Annotated in this window: 14 protein-coding genes; 6 read left to right on the top strand and 8 right to left on the bottom strand. The window is 38.1% G+C overall.

The genetic code is table 11. The features are described 5' to 3' along the window. Positions 1-19 precede the first annotated feature (19 nt). Positions 20-925 (bottom strand): tRNA 2-thiocytidine(32) synthetase TtcA, encoded by a 906-nt coding sequence (gene ttcA, locus F959_RS05645; protein ID WP_004878305.1) that lies wholly within the window; start codon positions 923-925, stop codon positions 20-22. 496 nt (positions 926-1,421) lie between these two features. Between ttcA and F959_RS05640 the strand changes: the two genes are divergently transcribed. Next, positions 1,422-2,303 (top strand): lytic transglycosylase domain-containing protein, encoded by an 882-nt coding sequence (locus F959_RS05640; protein ID WP_004878304.1) that lies wholly within the window; start codon positions 1,422-1,424, stop codon positions 2,301-2,303. A gap of 214 nt (positions 2,304-2,517) precedes the next feature. Beyond that, positions 2,518-3,423, top strand: coding sequence for a protease HtpX (htpX, locus tag F959_RS05635; RefSeq protein ID WP_004878303.1), 906 nt, complete (start codon positions 2,518-2,520; stop codon positions 3,421-3,423). A 62-nt stretch (positions 3,424-3,485) separates the two neighbouring features. On the opposite strand, the gene F959_RS05630 is transcribed toward htpX, so the two are convergent. From F959_RS05630 to F959_RS05620, 3 genes are all read right to left on the bottom strand, one after another. Then, entirely contained in the window at positions 3,486-4,079 is a 594-nt protein-coding gene (locus F959_RS05630; RefSeq protein ID WP_004878301.1) for a DUF4112 domain-containing protein, read from the bottom strand. Positions 4,080-4,157: 78 nt separating this feature from the next. After that, positions 4,158-5,495 carry a magnesium transporter gene (gene mgtE, locus F959_RS05625; RefSeq protein ID WP_004878299.1) on the bottom strand — a complete coding sequence of 446 codons (1,338 nt, stop codon included), beginning with the start codon at positions 5,493-5,495 and terminating at the stop codon, positions 4,158-4,160. 303 nt (positions 5,496-5,798) lie between these two features. Continuing rightward, a complete protein-coding gene (locus F959_RS05620; RefSeq protein ID WP_004878298.1) occupies positions 5,799-8,903 on the bottom strand; it encodes an efflux RND transporter permease subunit in 3,105 nt (1,034 codons plus the stop codon). Between the two features lie 326 nt (positions 8,904-9,229). Between F959_RS05620 and F959_RS05615 the strand changes: the two genes are divergently transcribed. Next, on the top strand, positions 9,230-10,843 hold the full coding sequence (locus F959_RS05615; RefSeq protein ID WP_004878297.1) for a phosphoethanolamine transferase: 1,614 nt from the start codon (positions 9,230-9,232) through the stop codon (positions 10,841-10,843). A gap of 171 nt (positions 10,844-11,014) precedes the next feature. Further along, positions 11,015-12,151, top strand: coding sequence for a glycerophosphodiester phosphodiesterase (locus F959_RS05610; protein WP_004878296.1), 1,137 nt, complete (start codon positions 11,015-11,017; stop codon positions 12,149-12,151). A 35-nt stretch (positions 12,152-12,186) separates the two neighbouring features. On the opposite strand, the gene pnuC is transcribed toward F959_RS05610, so the two are convergent. Further along, on the bottom strand, positions 12,187-12,765 hold the full coding sequence (pnuC, locus tag F959_RS05605) for a nicotinamide riboside transporter PnuC (protein ID WP_017196857.1): 579 nt from the start codon (positions 12,763-12,765) through the stop codon (positions 12,187-12,189). A 405-nt stretch (positions 12,766-13,170) separates the two neighbouring features. Between pnuC and F959_RS05600 the strand changes: the two genes are divergently transcribed. Both F959_RS05600 and F959_RS05595 read left to right on the top strand, forming a co-directional pair. Then, the gene (locus F959_RS05600; protein ID WP_004878294.1) at positions 13,171-14,121 is read left to right on the top strand and encodes a DMT family transporter; all 951 of its coding nucleotides are present in this window, start codon (positions 13,171-13,173) and stop codon (positions 14,119-14,121) included. Positions 14,122-14,234: 113 nt separating this feature from the next. Then, a complete protein-coding gene (locus F959_RS05595) occupies positions 14,235-15,818 on the top strand; it encodes an alpha/beta hydrolase family protein (RefSeq protein WP_004878292.1) in 1,584 nt (527 codons plus the stop codon). A gap of 36 nt (positions 15,819-15,854) precedes the next feature. On the opposite strand, the gene F959_RS05590 is transcribed toward F959_RS05595, so the two are convergent. The 3 genes from F959_RS05590 to F959_RS05580 form a co-directional block, all read right to left on the bottom strand. After that, a complete protein-coding gene (locus tag F959_RS05590; RefSeq protein WP_004878291.1) occupies positions 15,855-16,169 on the bottom strand; it encodes a DUF5713 family protein in 315 nt (104 codons plus the stop codon). 167 nt (positions 16,170-16,336) lie between these two features. Then, the gene (locus F959_RS05585; protein WP_227499185.1) at positions 16,337-17,245 is read right to left on the bottom strand and encodes a pyridoxal-phosphate dependent enzyme; all 909 of its coding nucleotides are present in this window, start codon (positions 17,243-17,245) and stop codon (positions 16,337-16,339) included. Positions 17,246-17,330: 85 nt separating this feature from the next. Beyond that, positions 17,331-18,956 (bottom strand): vWA domain-containing protein, encoded by a 1,626-nt coding sequence (locus F959_RS05580; RefSeq protein WP_004878289.1) that lies wholly within the window; start codon positions 18,954-18,956, stop codon positions 17,331-17,333. Positions 18,957-19,033: the final 77 nt, after the last annotated feature.

Raw genomic sequence — 19,033 nt, 5'->3', positions numbered from 1 at the left:
TTTTAAAAAATTTTACATTTTACTCAGCTGCAAAACTCAGATTTACCACATCAAGACGGTTTTTCATCTCTTCTGGATCTTTCATATCAAACTCACGTTGACCATCCAATGCCTCAAAATCGAATAAATCACGATCCGCTAATTGCGACGGTGAAACGTTCTGTAAAGCGCCGAAGATACTGTGTAAACGTTTTGGATGCTGCTTATCCCATTCACGTAACATATCATTGATAATCGCACGCTGTAAGTTCTCTTGGGAACCACATAAGTTACAAGGAATGATTGGGAACTGACGTAATTCAGCATATTTAATGATGTCCTTTTCTTCTACATACGCTAAAGGACGAATCAAGATATTCTTTTTATCCGATGAAAGAAGTTTTGGCGGCATCGCTTTTAAACTTCCTCCATGGAATAGGTTCAAGAAGAAAGTCGCCATGATGTCGTCACGGTGATGGCCTAATGCAACTTTAGTTGCACCAATCTCTTGAGCAAAGCCATAAAGCGAACCACGACGTAAACGCGAGCACACAGCACAATATGTTTTGCCTTCAGGTGTTAAACGTTTAGTAATGGTATAGGTATCTTTTTCAAGAATGTAATATGGAATCTTGTTCTCTTCCATATAACGTGGCAAAACGTCCTCAGGAAAACCTGGTTGCTTTTGGTCAAGGTTTACCGCAACAATGTCAAAATTGATTGGTGCAATACGTTTGAACTGCAACAAAATATCGAGCAAGGTATAACTGTCTTTCCCGCCAGATACGCAAACCATGACTTTATCGCCATCTTCGATCATGTTGTAATCACGAATTGCATGCCCTACTTGACGACGAAGCTTTTTCAACAAACGATAATACGCTGAACTTGTCGGAAGTTCTGGCTTGAAATTAAATCCTTGGTTGGACTCCACTGGCGCGTACATAGACGTGATTTACTCATAAACAAAATAACCGACAGATTTTATCTCATTCCGAAAAATTGCGCATCTAAAGAATTTTTCAATTTCTTTCAATCGTCATATTTCGATTTCATACTAGATAAATTGTGATCAAAATAAGTACAAATTGTCTGGATTGCTTATATTTCAAACTTTTCCACAGTTTTCCACAAAAGCTGTGGATAAAATTGTGGATTTCTTAGCTATTGACAAAGTGCTTTTATCTTAAAATAAGGCTTCGCATTAAATTGATCATTTTTTAACCAATGTTTTTATTAAAATAAAATCAATAACTTAAATAAGTCAATAGTTACTTTTCAAAAAAAATATTTAATTTTTTTTTGCTGAACATTCGAACAAAATGACTTGCTTTTTGTTAGACAGTGAAAAATAAAAAAATTGTAGTCAAAGTACTTTTTATGATTTTTTTTGTTAAACTGCTGTGAAGAACTTAAGCATATGTTTTGTGAATATTATAACGATGGATAAAACAACTTATTTTTTTGCCCTTTGCTTGGGGACAATCGGTTTTCTAAATAGTTCAGTGTCAGCTTACGCTGGGCAGACGATTTATCAATTTAAAGATACCAATGGCACAACCCTACTCACAAACAAGAAGAAAGCTGAATATAGTCATTTAAAAGTTGTCAAAGCAACTTACTACCCTGATAGTAATATTCATAGCTATTCAAATTGGGGAGCAAGTGAAGCATCTGTATTGCCTAGTTATAGCCGCAATAAAAATGCTTTTGATCAGCTGATTCGACAAGCCGCACAACAACATGGTGTTTCAGAAGGCCTCATTAAAGCCGTTATGCATACTGAGTCTGGTTTTAATATCAAGGCACGTTCGCCTGTAGGTGCTCAAGGATTGATGCAATTAATGCCTGCCACTGCGCGTCGTTTTAATGTCAGCAATGCTTATGATCCGCAACAAAATATCTTTGCAGGGGCCAAATACCTTAGTTGGCTTCTCAAGCGTTTTAATGGTGATACACGTCTTGCAATCGCAGCGTATAACGCAGGTGAAGGCAATGTTGATAAATACGGCGGGATTCCCCCTTTCCGTGAAACACAGGATTACGTCCGTCGCGTTACCAGTAGATACCAAAATCTTTATGCTTCAGGTTTAGGCAATAATCTTTCAGAATCAAGTAATAATAATCAGACAGGGCAAGTATTAGCGCAATCAGCTAACTACACGAGTTCTAACAATTCCAGCTCTCCAACCACCACTCCACCACCTAAACAATATAATCGTCAAATTATCACACTTGCTGATGGTACTTTTACAGATGCACCTGCTGGAACCTATACCACAGCAAATGCCGTCGCTTCCGCGCACATCCGTTTGAGTGATTAAGAATCTATAACCAATTCTCATGTGATGATTTTGTTATCTATTTTTGTTCAAAATGACTTTTAAGTAACTGTTTCTCTGCTAATTCATTATTTTATTAGCTAAATGTATCTGCACATAATTTTTGCTTGAATTTTTAGGGTTCACCCTGCATATTAACGTTATGATTTATAATTTGTAAATCAGATCACTTTTTCTCTATAAGAGGGTTTTCTCAATGATGCGGATTGGTTTGTTCTTGCTTACCAACCTCGCGGTACTGGTTGTAGCTGGCATTATTTTGTCACTCTTCGGTGTCGGTAGTTACCATGGCGCGGGTGGCTTAAACCTAGGCAACCTATTAGTCGTCTGTTTTGTGTTTGGTATGGTGGGTTCGATTATTTCCCTACTCATGTCAAAGTGGATGGCTAAAAAAACCACTGGAACTGAATTAATCGACCCTAATGCACCTCGTAATCAGGCTGAAGCGTGGTTATTACAAGAAGTTGCTCAACTCTCTCAACGTGCAGGTATTAACATGCCTGAGGTTGGTATATTCCCATCTTATCAGTCAAATGCATTTGCGACTGGTTGGAATAAAAATGATGCGCTGGTAGCTGTTTCGACAGGCTTATTAGAGCGTATGAATAAAGATGAGCTTCGTGCAGTACTTGCACATGAGATTGGTCACGTTGCTAACGGCGATATGGTGACACTTGCTTTGATTCAAGGTGTTGTAAACGCCTTCGTCATGTTCTTTGCACGTATTGCTGGTGACTTTATTGATCGTAATGTGTTTGGTCGTGAAGATGGTGAAGCACCCGGTCTTGCATATTTTGCGATTACCATCGTACTTGATATCGTATTTGGTATTTTGGCGTCTGCGATTGTGATGTGGTTCTCTCGTCAACGTGAATATCGCGCAGATGAAGCTGGCGCACGCTTAGCAGGTAAACAGGCAATGATTTCTGCATTACTTCGCTTACAAGCAGAATCTGAAATGCCTGATCAAATGCCTAAAGAAATGAAAGCATTTGCAATTGCGGAAGGTAAGGAACAAGGTTTTAGCTTAGCAGCTTTATTCCAAACCCACCCAACAATTGAACAACGTGTTGCTGCGTTACAGCAATTAAATGTTCAATAATCAAAAATAGATGAAAAATAAAGCCTCCATTTGGAGGCTTTATTGTTTTAATCACAAATTCGTTAACTAGCTTTGAAAGATTGATAGAGCTGCCATGCATAGCTAAAACCAGCCCATAGTGCAATCAGTAATAACAAAACAACGGCTATGCCTAATAAGTCTGGAATACGTAACCAAATCCAGCTTACGATAGGATTTCGCCAAAAAGCTGAATTTTTTTGCTTTTGCTCTAAAGACTCATGTAAGAATGGATGTACCACATGAATATCATTGTCAACCTGATATTCCTCACGAATATGATCATGTACGATTTCTAATGTCTTGCGACTTGGGCGAATAAATACATCAAATAACGTTCCAACGATTGGTACAAATCCAACCAACATATCCATGATGGCTAATTTAACCACCCCATTTAATTTATGTTGAGGAACTCCAACCTCTCGTGCTTTTTTAAAAGCATAAAGTGTCAAAATAAATCCAGCGATATCACCTGCAAAAGGAACTGTACTTAACGCAGCATCGGCGCCCACACCTTGCTTAGTAAATGGGATACGCACCAAACTATCCATCGTATTTGCAAATTTAGCTAAGTCCCGTTCAACAGCAACTGCTTGCTGTTGAGTTAATTTTTTTTGTTGGGTCTGATTAGACATTCATTTAACCTAAACAACGTTTATGTATTGAGAATAAAGTAGTTTTTTAGTTTTGTCGGTACAAAAATTATTACTTACTTAGAATAAAATCATCGAAGCAATAAATAAGTACACGATGACGCCTGTTGCATCACAAATCGATGTCACCAAAGGTGCAGATGCACTAGCAGGATCAAGCCCGACCTTATTTAAAATAAACGGTAGGCTCATGCCAATTAAACAGCCCATTAACACAATACCCATCATGCTAAGAGCCAATACCAACGCGACCATTTCATCCCCTCGGAAATATCCAAGTAATGATACGGCGACTGCCATTGTACCGCCCAAACATAATGCAACAAGGCTCTCGCGTCCGAGTAGATTAAACCAATCTTTGAATTGAACATCACCTGTTGCTAAAGCTCTAACCATGAGTGTAGAGGATTGTGAACCTGCATTTCCGCCGCTACCAACTAACAAAGGTAAGAAAAAGACCAGTACTAAGTTCTGTGCAATGACATCTTCATAATGTGCAATCCCGATACCAGAAAGTAAGCTACCAAACACTAAGAATACCAACCAAAACACACGTTTTTGGTATAGCTGCAAAATCGGCGCAGATTTGATGCTTAATTTAGTAGATGCATTGACCGCTCCCACCTTTAAGAAGTCTTCTGTAGCTTCCTCACTTGCGACATCCATTGCATCATCATAGGTCACGATTCCCACCATCATGCCTTGTCGATCAATAATTGGCAGCGCCAATAAATCATAACGAGCAATAGTCTTTGCAACCTCATCTTGATCCGTATCCACATAAGCAGTTAAAACATCAGTGACCATAAGCTCATTGATGTTTTGTTCTTCGGCAGCAAGAATGAGCTGTTTTAATGACAAAACACCTAAAATTTTTCGTGCTTCATCTAAGACATAAGCAAAGTAAATGGTCTCTGTGTCAGGTGCTTCTAATCGCAACATCTTAATCGCATCTTTCACCATCATCTGCGGTTTTAAGGTTGCATATTCAGAGCTCATGATCGCCCCTGCCGTACCTTCCATGTAAGAAGACAACTGGCGGATATCTTCACGTTCGGCTTGAGCTAAAGCTGGAAGCAATGCATTTTGTTGCTCTTCGTCTAAACACTTAAAAACATCGGCACGTTTATCAGAAGACATTTCACCAATAATTTCTGCCAAGGTATTTCTAGGCATAACTTTGGCTAATTTCACTTGCTCATTTGGGGGAAGATAGGAAAAAACATAAGCACGTTCAGGCAAATGTTTGAGTAACAACTGACTTTGATCAATAGATAACTGTGTCAATACATCAGCAATATCTACGGCCTTGAACGTTTTAATTGATTCAAGGGCAAGTTCAATGTGATTATTCTTTAATGCATCACTTAATAAATATAAAAAATTGTTGTAGCTCATGTCTGCCTCTTCACTACAAATCATCAGTAATGAAGATTTAAAGACAGATTATTATTGTACTGTCGTTAAGCGCTCTTCATTCTGACTTTGATCAATATAAAAATATGTAATTTTAGAAAAACTACAACTCTGCGTGTCCATTTAGGGAATTAATCCTCATTTAACCGCTTATACGGCACGGCAATACTACAAATATTTCTTTTTATTCTCAACTTAGACAACAAAAATGAACAATTCAAATTGTGAAAAGGCAGATGACCTTCCATTTGAACTGTTCATTGATGAGTAATACAATTCATTTGACTAGATCGTTTCAGTTTTTATTTTCGGTTTAAACAAAGTGGTGACGAATACATACATAAACGGAATAAAGATCAGTACTAAAATCGTTCCGAATACCACACCACCAAATACACTATAACCAATTGCTTGTCGGCTTAACGCGCCTGCGCCGCTTGAGAACATAAGTGGAATCACACCAGCGCCAAAAGCAATCGATGTCATCAGAATTGGACGAAGGCGCAAACCTGCTGCCTCGAGTGCAGCATCCAAGCTACTTCTTCCTTGTTGTTGCAGACTTGCAGCGAATTCCACCATTAAAATGGCATTTTTACATGACAAACCAATTGTGGTGAGTAATGCGATCTGAAAATAGATATCGTTGGCAAAACCAAACAAATAACTAAAAATAATCGTTCCACCAACACCAAGAGGAATTGCAGCCATCACCACCGATGGAATTGACCAACTCTCATAGAGCGCAGCCAAGCATAAGAAAATAAAGGCGACAGAGATGAGATACAACCAAATTGCTTGATTGCTAGACTGTTGTTCTTGATAAGACAATCCACTCCAAGCCAAGCCAACATCTGGCATTTGATCAACCAAACCTTGAATTGCCTGCATTCCCTGTCCACTACTAAAACCGTTCGCTGCGTCAGCATCTAAACTAATTGCAGGATACCCCATAAAACGCTCAAGCATCGGTGGCGCACCTTGCCAATCAATCTGACTAAACTGATTAAATGGCACCATTTGTCCATTGGCGTTTTTTACATACCAAGCACTTAGATCTTCAGGTTTTGAACGATATGGAGCATCACCTTGTAAATAAACACGCTTGATTCGACCACGATCAATAAAATCATTGATATAACTACCGCTCCATGCAGTCGATAAAGTTCTATTGATTTCACTAACATTCAGACCATGGATCATTGCTGCTTTATGGTCAATTTTGATATTTAAAACAGCTTGGTCATCATTGCCTTTTTTATCTAGATTTTCGACAGAATCAATTGCATTACTTTGCTGCTGCAATTCTTTAAAAGAATCGACCAAACTGTCGCGTCCTGAGCCTTTGATATCTTGCAACCAAAAGTCAATTTTATCTGAATTACCTAGACCACGAATCACTGAGGGCATCACAACCATGATGCGAGCTTGATTATTTTTAGAGAAATATTTCATAGCTCTGGCACGAATTTGCTGTGCGCTGTTTTCAGTTCCCTTGCGATCGTCCCAATGTTTTAACGATATAAAAGCTTGCCCTAAATTTTGACCCGTTCCTGAAAAATTTCTTCCGTGAATGACCATCACACCATTTAAATTTGCTTTCTCATGTTCAAGGAAATAGTCTGAAACAACCTTACCGACTTCTTCTGTCTTAGTCATCGGCGAACCTTGCGGGAGGCTAAACTGCACACCTAATAAGCCTTGGTCCTCTTGAGGTAAAAAACTGGTTGGCAAATCACGATAAATCCAAATAAAACTACAGATTAATAAAGACATCACAATCAAAGCGATCGCTTTAATACCAATCACCTTACTAGCAACATTGAGATAGCATGCTTTAATATAATCTAAACTTTTATTAAACCAGACAGCCCAGCGTGCTTGTTTTTGTTGTGGTTGCAATAGAATTGCACACAAAGCAGGAGTCAAAATCAAAGCCACTAACAGGGACAATCCCATCGCAACAACCAGCGTAATCGAAAACTGTCGATAGATGATCCCCGTCGCACCACTAAAAAACGACATGGGAATAAAGACAGCCGTTAATACCAACGTAATGCCCACCAATGCCCCACTGATTTCTTGCATCGACTGAATTGCAGCTTGTTTCGCTGTTAGCTGCTGTTCATGCATTAAACGCTCTACATTCTCCACCACGACAATCGCATCATCGACCAATAAGCCAATCGCTAATACCATGGCGAATAAAGTCAGTGTGTTAATGCTCATACCAAGAACAGCAAGAACTGCGCAAGTTCCCAAAATTACAACGGGTACAGTCACTGCTGGAACTAATGTAGCTCGCCAGTTTTGTAAGAAAATAAACATCACAAGCACAACCAGCCCTATTGCCTCAACTAATGTTGAAACGACTTGTGACATTGACTCTTTTACAAAAGGTGTATCATCTCGTGGATAAACAACAAAATATCCTTCTGGTAAAGTTTTCTCTAAGCGTGCTACTTCTTTATATACAGCATCGGCAACTTGCATCACATTTGCACCGACTGTTAATGATAAAGATAGACCAGAAGCAGGATAGCCATTTAAGCGGTTAAAGACTTGGTAATTTTCAGCACCAACTTCAACCCGCGCTACATCTTTGAGATAAACAAAACTGCCATCTGTATTGGCTTTTATAACAATATTTTCAAACTGTTCAGGGGCACGTAATAGTGAACCTGAGGTTACTTTAGCATTGAGATATTGATTATCTATCGTTGGTAAATCACCAACCGCACCAGCAGCAACTTGTGTATTTTGATTTTCAATCGCAGTGCGAACATCACTGACCTGTAATTGATAGCTTTGTAATTTTTGAGGATTAAGCCAAATCCGCATTGCATATTGCGAACCAAAAACATTGACCTCGCCAATTCCTTCAATACGGCTGAGATTTAACTCAAAATTATTGGTTAAGTAATCAGAAATATCGATATTTGTTGATCGGCCAGATTTATCTCCAAGACCGATGACCATGAAAGAGTCACTTAATGACTTTCTAACATTCACGCCTTGACGTTGTACATCTTCTGGTAAACGATTAATTGCACCATTAACTGCGTTTTGCACTTGAACTTGTGCTTGATCAGGATCAGTACCTTGCTTAAAGTACAAACTGATTCTGCTATTTCCGCTCGCATCACTACTGGAACTAAAATACAGTAAATGATCAATCCCTTTAATCTGCTGTTCAAGCACCTGTGTCACGCTATCTTCAACCGCTTGTGCATCAGCACCACTATAAGTCGCAGCAACGGTAATTCGAGGAGGGGCAATATCGGGATAACGTTCAACAGGGAGATTGAGTGTCGAAAAAATACCAAATGCCATCACCAAAATCGCTAGCACGGTTGCAAAGATCGGACGCTCAATAAAAAACTTAGATAGCATGGCTGTTCATTCCATATGCTGAAACAGTCAATTTTTCAAATGATAATCATTTTGGGAGTTGCGTTTGTGATCATTACCGAGCAATCAAGTAAACGCTATCTCTTTTAACATATCATTTCAAAATACAAGGAAATGAGGAGAAATAATGGATTTTAAAATAACAACATTTATAAAACACGATGCCCAAAATATTGAGTCATCAAAATCATGCGATATAAATTAATTTACAGTCTAATCAAATACTTCATAAATTAAGATTGACACCATATCAACTAAAACAGATATTAGCACGCCTAACTCTCTCCTCCCCATTTTACTAGGCATTTATGAAGGCCAGCTTAAAAAGTTTTAATATTCTGCTACTTATTCTACTTCCAGCACTCATCACTGGTGGTTTGCTCATTTTTGCAGGAAATTTATCAGACGGTTTACGTCTAGGCTTTTTATCCTTACCTGGCGTGCTTTTTATTTATCTAGCCATTTCACGCAAAAAAAGATACTGGTTGTGTTTTTCATTGATCTGGTGGTTCATATTTCTACTTGATTCACTCTTAAGATCAAGCACTTGGTTTTTATTTAGTAGTGATAATGAAGCGTACTTCATAATCGAAGCGATTGCCAATACTAATCAGCAGGAAATTTGGGAGTTTCTACAACTTCATCGAGTAGCCGTAATCGGTGTACTCACTGGCTTAGTGCTTCTGATTGCTTTCTATAGTTACGCAATTTATAAAGTTGTAAAACCAGAACATTTTCAGCAGCTTTGGCAAAGTCGTTTATTCCGTAGCCTGATTATTTTCTTGACTTTACTCTGCTTGACAAGCCATATCATGAAACCGTCTCGAAAAGTACATCCATTCGTCTTTTGGAGTGATTATCAGACTAAAATTCAGGATTTTAGAGGTCGTATAAAACAGCATAAAAATGTTCATAAACAATGGGATGTCAGTGCACATAAAAACCTAATACAAACAAGACAATCTCAAGGTAAACAAACCCATGTTTTGGTTGTTTCTGAAAGCTTAACCAGTTTAAATCTCGGTGTTTGTGGATATTCTCGTGACACGACTCCAGAGTTAAAAAAACGGCTATCAGAAATCAAAGTATTTTGTAATGCGTTTTCTCCATCACCATCGACCATTAATGCTTTACGTGTTTTACTTACTGAAAGTCCCGCTGCTGAACATGACAAATATTCACCTGAAAGTGTTTTAGCATATGCCCGTGCAGCAGGTTATAAAATTTATTGGTTAAGTAACCAAGATGATAGTTACCTTTCATCATTGTTCGGTTCTTATGCAGACCAAGCAATTTATAAGAATAAACGTTCAGGTCGTAGCAGCACCTCATTAGATGAAAATCTCATTCCAATTTACCAACAAGCTTTAGCCGATCCAGCACCTAAAAAGCTCATCATTCTTCATTTAATTGGTGCACATCCTAATTATCAAGAGCGTTATCCAGTCGCTTTTAATAAATTTACCAGTGATAGTAATGATCTAGTTGAAACTGATCTAAAAAATAGAAATATTGATCCTTGGATTCGTGCATTAAGAAATGATTATGACAATGCCGTGCTATACGAAGATTCTTTGTTAGCTAAATTTCTGGATACATTACAAGCTGATCATATTCCTGACTTTAGATCATTTACCGTGGTTTCAGATCACGGTAATGAGGTTGGACATGAAATCGACTATGCAGGTCATAGTCCCAACACCAAAGCAGGTTATCAAGTTCCTGTCATTATGTGGTCAGATAGACAACGTATCGCAGGTGTAAATAATACCAAAACATTAAACACCGCCGAATTAGATAATAACCTGATGCACATTATGGGCTTAAAAGATAAATCATCCAGCCATCAATCCTATTGGCAAGATGATAATTATCATTTTACTCCAGAAGCAAATTGGCCTTACTGGCAAAATAAATCTTAAAAGATTTAGTTCATCAATCAGCTTTATTTTTTGGTAAAACTGATTGGCTCGGTTTTTATTTATTCGCCTTAGAAATCCTATAGATTTCACAAAACTATCATCTTTTTGTCATCCGTTTGATAAAAAACACTTGCAAACTAGTTGCTTTGATAAAAACGCATGAGCTTACTTATGTTAAAAAAAGCAGTCATTTGTCTTAGCCTAATTAGCCTTGTAGGTTGTAATGACGATAACAACGATCACTCAAACTCAAAGCAACCTACTTATGAATTTCCCCAAATATTAGTGGTTGGTCATCGTGGTGCAAGCGCTCTTCGACCTGAACATACACTTGAGTCTTACCAGAAAGCAATTGATGATGGTGCTGACTTCATCGAACCAGATTTAGTATCGACTAAAGATGGCTTATTAGTAGCACGTCATGAAAATGAAATCAGTGGAACAACTAATGTCGCAGATGTACCTGAATTTGCTGATCGTAAGAAAACCAAAGTGATTGATGGTGTCACACTTACTGGTTGGTTCACTGAAGACTTTACACTAAAAGAATTACAGCAATTAAAAGCGCGTGAACGTATCCCACAGTACCGTCCTCAAAACACGCAATATAATGATTTATATGACATTCCAACATTGGATCAAATCATTGACCTTGCAAATACAAACTATAAGAAAACTGGAAAAATCATTGGTTTGTATATTGAGACCAAACACCCTACTTATTTCCAAAATCAAAATTTAGCCATGGAAGATAAGTTGCTGCAAACACTGGCAAAGTATCAATATACTCGAGACATTGCACCAATTTACTTACAGTCATTTGAAGTGGGCAATTTAAAATATCTAAAACAGCAGCTTGATCTCCATAAAAGTGTGAAACATGCGCAACTCATTCAGCTTTATGATGAACAAACTGCGCGCCCAGCGGATTATGTAGCTACTCAAAACCCAACAACTTACGGCGATATGGCAACGGCTCAAGGCTTAAAAGATGTATCAAGCTACGCCAATGGCGTTGGGCCATGGAAAGTCTATGTCTTTAAAGATGCGGCGATGACCGAAACCACATCATTTATTAAAGATGCTCATGATGTTGGGCTAAAAGTTCACCCTTATACTTTCCGCCCAGAAAACAACTTCTTACCTGAATCAGTTAAATGTAGTTCAAAAGCAGATGAACGTTGTGAAACAGGCTCAATCAAAGAAATGCACCTTTACTTTAAAGCTGGTGTAGATGGCTTCTTTACGGATGATCCTGCGATTGGTCGTAAAGCAGTTCAAAACTATCTATCAACTCAGAAACAATAATCTTGACTTAAAAGGGCAGTTAAACTGCCCTTTTCTTATTGGTGTGAAGCCGCGAATTGCTTTTGTTTTACTTGTTCCCATTGCCACCAACCATAAGCAGCTAATCCAACAAAAACTGCATACAAGGCCGCTGTTAAAAACAAATCCTTATAAATAAACATGCCCACATAAATAATATCGACAAAGACCCACAACACCCACGTTGCAATATGTTTTCGGCTCGTCCAATAAGTTGCGAGTAAGCTAAAAGCAGCAAGTTGAGAGTCTAACATCGGCACTGCCGCATCAGTAAAATGCTTTAATACCAAGCCAAAGATTAAACCACCAGTTGCAGCGATCAACATTTGAATGATTACCGTTTGTGGAGCAATCGCTTCAATTCGAATTTCGTGATCTTCACGTTTCCCTTTCAACCAATAATAAAAACCGTAGAAATTTATCACCATGAAGAAAAATTGCAGAATGGTCTCGCCATAAAGTTTATACGTATAAAAAAGATAACCATAGAGAACGAATGCCACGAAGTTAAACCACCAACACCACATATTACGTCTCACCGTCAATGCGACACCAATGATACTGATTACAACAGCAATAATTTCTAAAGGAGACAAAACAAAACTTCTATCTAAATCACATCACCACATTATGAAAAAAACCAAAAATTAAGCAATCCTAAAATTTATCTTCTGAATCATTCTATTTTTAACTTTATTCTCAAACACGACTATTTTTCAACCAAAGCTTGTGCTATAAAAATCTAAATTCATTTTAAATATCACACATGTTGATCCATAGAGTTTCTTCTCAATATCCGACTCAATTCACCAATTGCATTTCAATCCATGCAATGTGGCGACGTGTCTGCATTTTTATGCGAGGAGACTTTGCAAACATGAATATGATGACAATTTAAATAAAACATCAATTGCAAAAAGGTCGCCTCAGTAGCGACCTTTTTTATTGCCTAAACATCTATTTTTTATAGTAAATCACTTTTTTAATACAGGAGAATTTCCATGTCACAATTCCAGCAGAAGAACTTTATTCAAGCAACACAGGGACAACCGACTGTAGTATCTACTCACCCTCGCCTTGCTACAGTCGGTCAATTTCTTGCAGTCGTATTCATTTGGTCATTTACACCATTAGCCGCGGTATTGACTGTGCAAGAACTTCATTGGGCGTGGGGGTTATTCCTACGATTTAGTCTCGCGATCCCTCTTGCATTGATTTGTCTATTTTATTTTCGACTTAAATTGATTGTGACTAAACAAGCGATGATCAGCTATGCAGCAGGTGCATTGGGCTTATTTGGTTCGATGTCTTTTTGCTATCTGGGTGCAACAAAAGTTTCATCAGGAATGATTTCTATTATTTATGGCACTGCGCCTTTGTGGACAGGCTTAATTTCTGTATTGATTTTAAAACGTGAGCATTTTTTACAACGTCAATGGTATGGATTAACACTGGCAATTGTAGGTTTATCTTTTACATTAGGAATTGGAACTGATGATATTCAACTCGATATGTTAGGCATTGGGTATGAAATTATCGCTGTTTTACTCTATGTTTTATCTATGTTTGCTGTGGCAAAGATTGGTGCTGAGATTCATCCTATTATTCAAACGACAGGTTCAACGCTGATGTCGTGGTTAGGTTATTTATGTCTGTTGCCTCTATTTATCTCAGAAGCACCAACTCATTTTCCGAGTATTCAGACAAGCTTAGCCGTATTGTACAGTGCCCTATTTTCCTCAGTTTTGGCCATGATTTGCTATTTTCATTTAATTCAAAAGCTCAATCCAACAACAGTGATGCTCATTACAATTCTTACACCTGTTTTGGCAACCATTTGGGGCATATATTTCAATAACGAACGATTAAGCTCACATCTGGTTATAGGATTAGTCTTGCTTTGCTTGGGATTATTCTTATATGCATTTCGGAACAGGCCAAAGTATCTTTAACTCTTCTAAAACTGGTAGGTCAGCAGAATGATCTATCAGTTGGTAGTATCTCTCACCCTGACACAGTAAACTAAATTGGCTTTTTCGAGATTTGCTCAAGGATGAAAGAATCTATGCGTCGTTATTTTTTATGGATTTGGTTTAGCTTATTTTTGGCTTTACAAGGTTGTGTTCATGCAACAATCCAACCAAAGGCAAATCAAAAACAAACAACTGAATTAAAACAACGCTATTATCAAGCCAAAACAACGACACCTGATGGTACAGTTATAGCTTTTACTGTATACCAACCTCAGTTAAAAGCGGGTCAAGATGCCCCTTTAATTATTCATACACATGGTTTTGGTCTATCTCGCATGAAACGACCAGAAATGAGTTTATATGGATTCTTACTTCCAACAGGACAAATCGCCAAGAAAGCATGGAAAGAAGGCTATTGGGTGATTAGCTATGATCAACGTGGACATGGTAATAGTCAGGGCAAAATCCGTTTAACAGATCCTAAAAAAGAAGCTCAAGACGTTATTAGCATCATGAATTGGGCGGAAAACAACCTTCCTCAATTAGCAAAAAATCAAAATGGCGTTCGTGCAGGTATGATCGGCGAATCTTATGCTGGCGGCGTGCAATACCTTGCGTCCGCTCTTGACCCTCGCCTACAAGCGATCGTCCCGATTACGACATGGTATGACATCGTCAATAGCCTTGCACCAAATGGTACTCCCAAAAGTAATTGGATTAGCTTTCTTAATTTAATTGGTGATTGGTGGAACTGGAATAAATTTGACCCAGATTTAAAACAAGCTTATCTCGATACCCAACAAGGTCAGTTAAAAGCTTCGACCTATGACTTTTTAAAAACACATCAGGCCAGTTGGTTCTGTAGCCATAATCAAGTGCCTCAAGCAGATGCACTAATTATCCAAGGATTTAGAGATGTGTTGTTCCCCTTTAATGAAGGCGTTAAAGCAGCGCAATGTATGCAACAAGCTCATCATGAAGTTCATTTAATTGGTGTACAAGGCGGTCATTTACAACCATTCGCACAAAGCTCTCCTTCAGGTAACACACCATTTTGGTATATTGGAAAATCTGTCAGCTGTGGCAATAAGCAAAAATACGATCTACAAAAAACAGTGCTGGATTGGTTCAATCAAAAGCTGAAAGATCAAAATACAAATACAACTCTTCCTGAACTATGTGTAGATGATAGCCCCATTCAACATCTCGCTGATTTAGCTGCAACAGAGCAATACACTTTAACCAAAACTTGGATTGAACCCACCACAACTCAAGCCGTGTTTATTCCCATTCATACTGCGACTGAATCATCTCAACTTACTGGCTCACCTCAACTCAAATTAAATGTGCAAACTACAGATCAAAGTACGCCGACATTGTTCATTTCGGTTGCTATCAAATCAAAAGCATCTGGAAAATATGACATTTTAAATGAACAAACAGCACCATTTAACTCCTCAAAAAAACAGGCTTATGATCAAATCGTATTAGGTACGACAACAGAACAAGAAATTGAATTGCCGAGCGTCAATGGACAGCTTAATCAAGGAGATACTCTAGGTCTGTTAATCAATACTGAAAGTATTTATTATCAAAGCATTCAACAGCCTAAAATTGAGGCATGGATTTCTGGAAAAATTATAATGCCTAAGCTTTGGAAATTAGAAAGCCCATAGTAAGTAATTATTATATTAAAAAATCGAGAGTGACATTTACCACTCTCGATTTGCAATCAACTCTTCCATTTCAATTTCTAGATAACCTGATTCCTGCACAACCATCATCATTGCCTCAGCAATATAGTCAGCAGCAGTATCATCTAAGCTTGAATCTAAGTCTTCAAATTGTGGTTTCATCTCATTGATTTCAATCATCGCCTGATGGGCAAAACGATAGATTTCTGATTCAGATAAATCAGCGCGACTCACTTTTTTTGAAAACTGGTGAATATGTTGTTTGACTTCAGCAACCAGAATATCGGGATAATATTCATCGTCAAACATTGGGAGAAGTAAACTTTCAAACATAACAAATAATATGTCAATAAAACGCCATGCTTATATCACAATCTCGTACAAATCACGATATTTAGACATAAAAAAAGCGATAGTTTCCGACCACCTTTATTATCGTATATGGAATGGATACATCTTCCGCTCAAATAGATAGATGAATTTATGAAATAAATCAAAAATTAAACTGATAATTCAACAGTATATTTTGATAATTGATCAAAAGTAATTGAAGCACCCCCACAAACAATCACCAGTACATCATCTGTTTCAGTGAACGCTATTTTCTGATCATAAAGCACTGATAAAGTAGCACCGCATGCTGGTTCAACCAGTGTCCGATGGTCATCTAAAAACTTTAGGCAAGCGCGTACAGTTTCCCCATCTGAAACTGTAAGTCCACGCACATCATTATTTTGAGAAACACGAAAAGCTTGTTCACACACTTTTTTTGCAGCGAGTGTCGTTGCAATACCTGTAACTTGATCTAGTGTGACATGCTCACCCAGTTGAATGGATGTGTTCAATGAAGCTGTTCCGACTGTTTCTATGGCGTAAATTGGAATATCCAGATGATGCTTTTGCAAGCCTTGTGAAATACCAGAAATTAGACTGCCACCACCAACGGACAACACAACGGCTGTAGGACGAATGCCTTCAGCAATCACCTCATCAACAATTTCAGCAACACCATCCCAAAGATACTGATGATCAAAAGGATGGATATAAACTGCATGATCATTTACAAAAGAAAGCGCAAGTTCATTGGCATCTACCCATGAATCACCATGAACAATAACCTCAGCACCCTCACTCAACATCAAGTCAATCGCTCTTTGAGATGTGGTTTTAGGCACAACAACCGTTACAGGAATATTTAAAACTTTTCCCATGTAAGCAACTGAAATACCAGCATTGCCACCAGATGAACTAATGAATTTTATAGCCCCCTGTTCGACATATTTTTGGCAAGCATTTCCAATGCTTCGTTGTTTAAATGAACCCGTTGATTGTGAAGACTCCATTTTCAACCAAACATTGCAGTTATTTAATTCACTTAACTTACTGGATTTAATCAACGGTGTTTTCATATCAAATATCATTTCATGGTTATTAAATTAAAAATCATTTATGGTCGGTCTCAAAAGGAATCGACCATGTTGTATGACCAAAATATTAGTTTTGTTTGGCACTGAGACTCTTAGCAATTTTTGCAAGATCAATAAACTCTTCACGCATTTGATAAGGATCAGGTTTTGCTGATTGTTGGGCTAACTGGATGATTTGATCCCAGCCCATCGCACCATTGTACTGACCACCTTTTAATTGCTGAGCGTATGATGCAACTGCGATTGCAAAACGGGTGTCATTATTGGCTTGGGCGAGTGTTTTACTTTTCACATTAACCGCTTGACTCAATAAAATACTTTTTTCTTGATTTGGCAATTTATAACGTAAATTCACGAAAGCATATTCAGATTTCTTAGCAGTATCCGATTTTATAGGTGCTTGATAACGTGAGTCATTTAGCCAGCCTTGCTGACCGACAGGAATAATTTCATAGATCGCAGTGACATTATGCCCAGCGCCGATATCACCAGCATCAACCTTATCGTTATTAAAATCCTCTTGTTTCAACATACGATTTTCATAACCAACTAAACGATATTCTTTGACAGTTGCTGGATTAAACTCTACTTGTATTTTGACATCTTGGGCAACCGTTGCCAGCGTAGAAGACAACTGACGTTGTACCACTTTTTTCGCTTCATTTTTGTTATCGATATAGCTGTAATTACCATCACCAGCATCAGCGATTTGTTCCATTAGCTCTTCATTGTAATTACCTGTGCCATAGCCGAGCGTTGTCAATGAAATACCACTTTTTCGCTTCTCCGCGACCATGCCTTTTAAGGTATTAAAATCAGTAATACCTACATTAAAGTCACCATCAGTCGCTAACAAAATGCGATTAATCCCATTTTTAACAAACGCTTTCTCTGCTTCTTTATATGCCAGTTGAATCGCCTGCTCACCAGCCGTTGCACCACCAGCTTGCAACTGATTAATCACACGTAAAATCTTGTCTTTTTGCTCACCTGATGTCGGCTCAAGCACTAATTTTTCCCCACTCGCATAAGTGATAATCGTCACTTTGTCCTGTGGGCGTAATTGTTCAGTCAATATTCTTAAGGTTTGTTTAACCAATGGCAACTTATCTTCAGCACTCATACTGCCTGAAACATCGACAAGAAAAACTAAATTAGCAGGTGGTAATTGTTTCGTGCTTAAATCTTTGGCTTGAATCCCAATTTTGATCAACTTAGCACGCTCTTTCCACGGCGAATCAACTGTTTCAGTGGTTACAGAAAAAGGATGTACGCTATTTGGTTGCGGATATTGATAATCAAAATAATTAATCATTTCTTCAGCACGAATCGCATCAACTGGCGGTAACCTCCCATCATTCAAATAACGGCGAGTATTGGTATAACTCCCCGTATCAACATCAATGCTGAAAGTAGATATTGCATCATCAGCAACTCGATGAACTGGATTGACCTCATTCTTCTGGTACTTCTCAGTATTCTGTTCTAATCGCGGTCGCTCAATACTTGGCATTACAGCAACATAAGCTGTTGGAGCGATTAATTTACGGAAGCGATCTGCTCCAAAATTTGCAGTTGATACTGGTGCGGGTGCAAGCTCAGTAGCAATCCCACTATATTTAGCTGGGTTACTACATGCCACAACCATACAACTCAGTAGCGTTAAACCAAATACTTTTGTTGATTTTTGCATCTCTTATTTCCCCTAATTTTATTTTGTATTTTCAAATAAATAGTCATATTGAGAGCATTGTAAGCAAAAAAATAAAG

This window comes from Acinetobacter venetianus RAG-1 = CIP 110063, assembly GCF_000368585.1.
GTDB lineage: Bacteria > Pseudomonadota > Gammaproteobacteria > Pseudomonadales > Moraxellaceae > Acinetobacter > Acinetobacter venetianus.
This window is presented reverse-complemented; position numbering and strand designations above follow the sequence as displayed.

Excerpts from the sequence above, each read along its gene's own strand:
- F959_RS05595 (WP_004878292.1), top strand. The coding sequence starts at position 14,235 with ATGCGTCGTTATTTTTTATGGATTTGGTTTAGCTTATTTTTGGCTTTA.
- F959_RS05640 (WP_004878304.1), top strand. The coding sequence starts at position 1,422 with ATGGATAAAACAACTTATTTTTTTGCCCTTTGCTTGGGGACAATCGGT.
- F959_RS05630 (WP_004878301.1), bottom strand. The coding sequence starts at position 4,079 with ATGTCTAATCAGACCCAACAAAAAAAATTAACTCAACAGCAAGCAGTT.
- F959_RS05580 (WP_004878289.1), bottom strand. The coding sequence starts at position 18,956 with ATGCAAAAATCAACAAAAGTATTTGGTTTAACGCTACTGAGTTGTATG.
- ttcA (WP_004878305.1), bottom strand. The coding sequence starts at position 925 with ATGTACGCGCCAGTGGAGTCCAACCAAGGATTTAATTTCAAGCCAGAA.
- mgtE (WP_004878299.1), bottom strand. The coding sequence starts at position 5,495 with ATGAGCTACAACAATTTTTTATATTTATTAAGTGATGCATTAAAGAAT.
- F959_RS05590 (WP_004878291.1), bottom strand. The coding sequence starts at position 16,169 with ATGTTTGAAAGTTTACTTCTCCCAATGTTTGACGATGAATATTATCCC.
- F959_RS05585 (WP_227499185.1), bottom strand. The coding sequence starts at position 17,245 with ATGAAAACACCGTTGATTAAATCCAGTAAGTTAAGTGAATTAAATAAC.
- F959_RS05610 (WP_004878296.1), top strand. The coding sequence starts at position 11,015 with ATGTTAAAAAAAGCAGTCATTTGTCTTAGCCTAATTAGCCTTGTAGGT.
- htpX (WP_004878303.1), top strand. The coding sequence starts at position 2,518 with ATGATGCGGATTGGTTTGTTCTTGCTTACCAACCTCGCGGTACTGGTT.
- F959_RS05615 (WP_004878297.1), top strand. The coding sequence starts at position 9,230 with ATGAAGGCCAGCTTAAAAAGTTTTAATATTCTGCTACTTATTCTACTT.
- F959_RS05620 (WP_004878298.1), bottom strand. The coding sequence starts at position 8,903 with ATGCTATCTAAGTTTTTTATTGAGCGTCCGATCTTTGCAACCGTGCTA.
- F959_RS05600 (WP_004878294.1), top strand. The coding sequence starts at position 13,171 with ATGTCACAATTCCAGCAGAAGAACTTTATTCAAGCAACACAGGGACAA.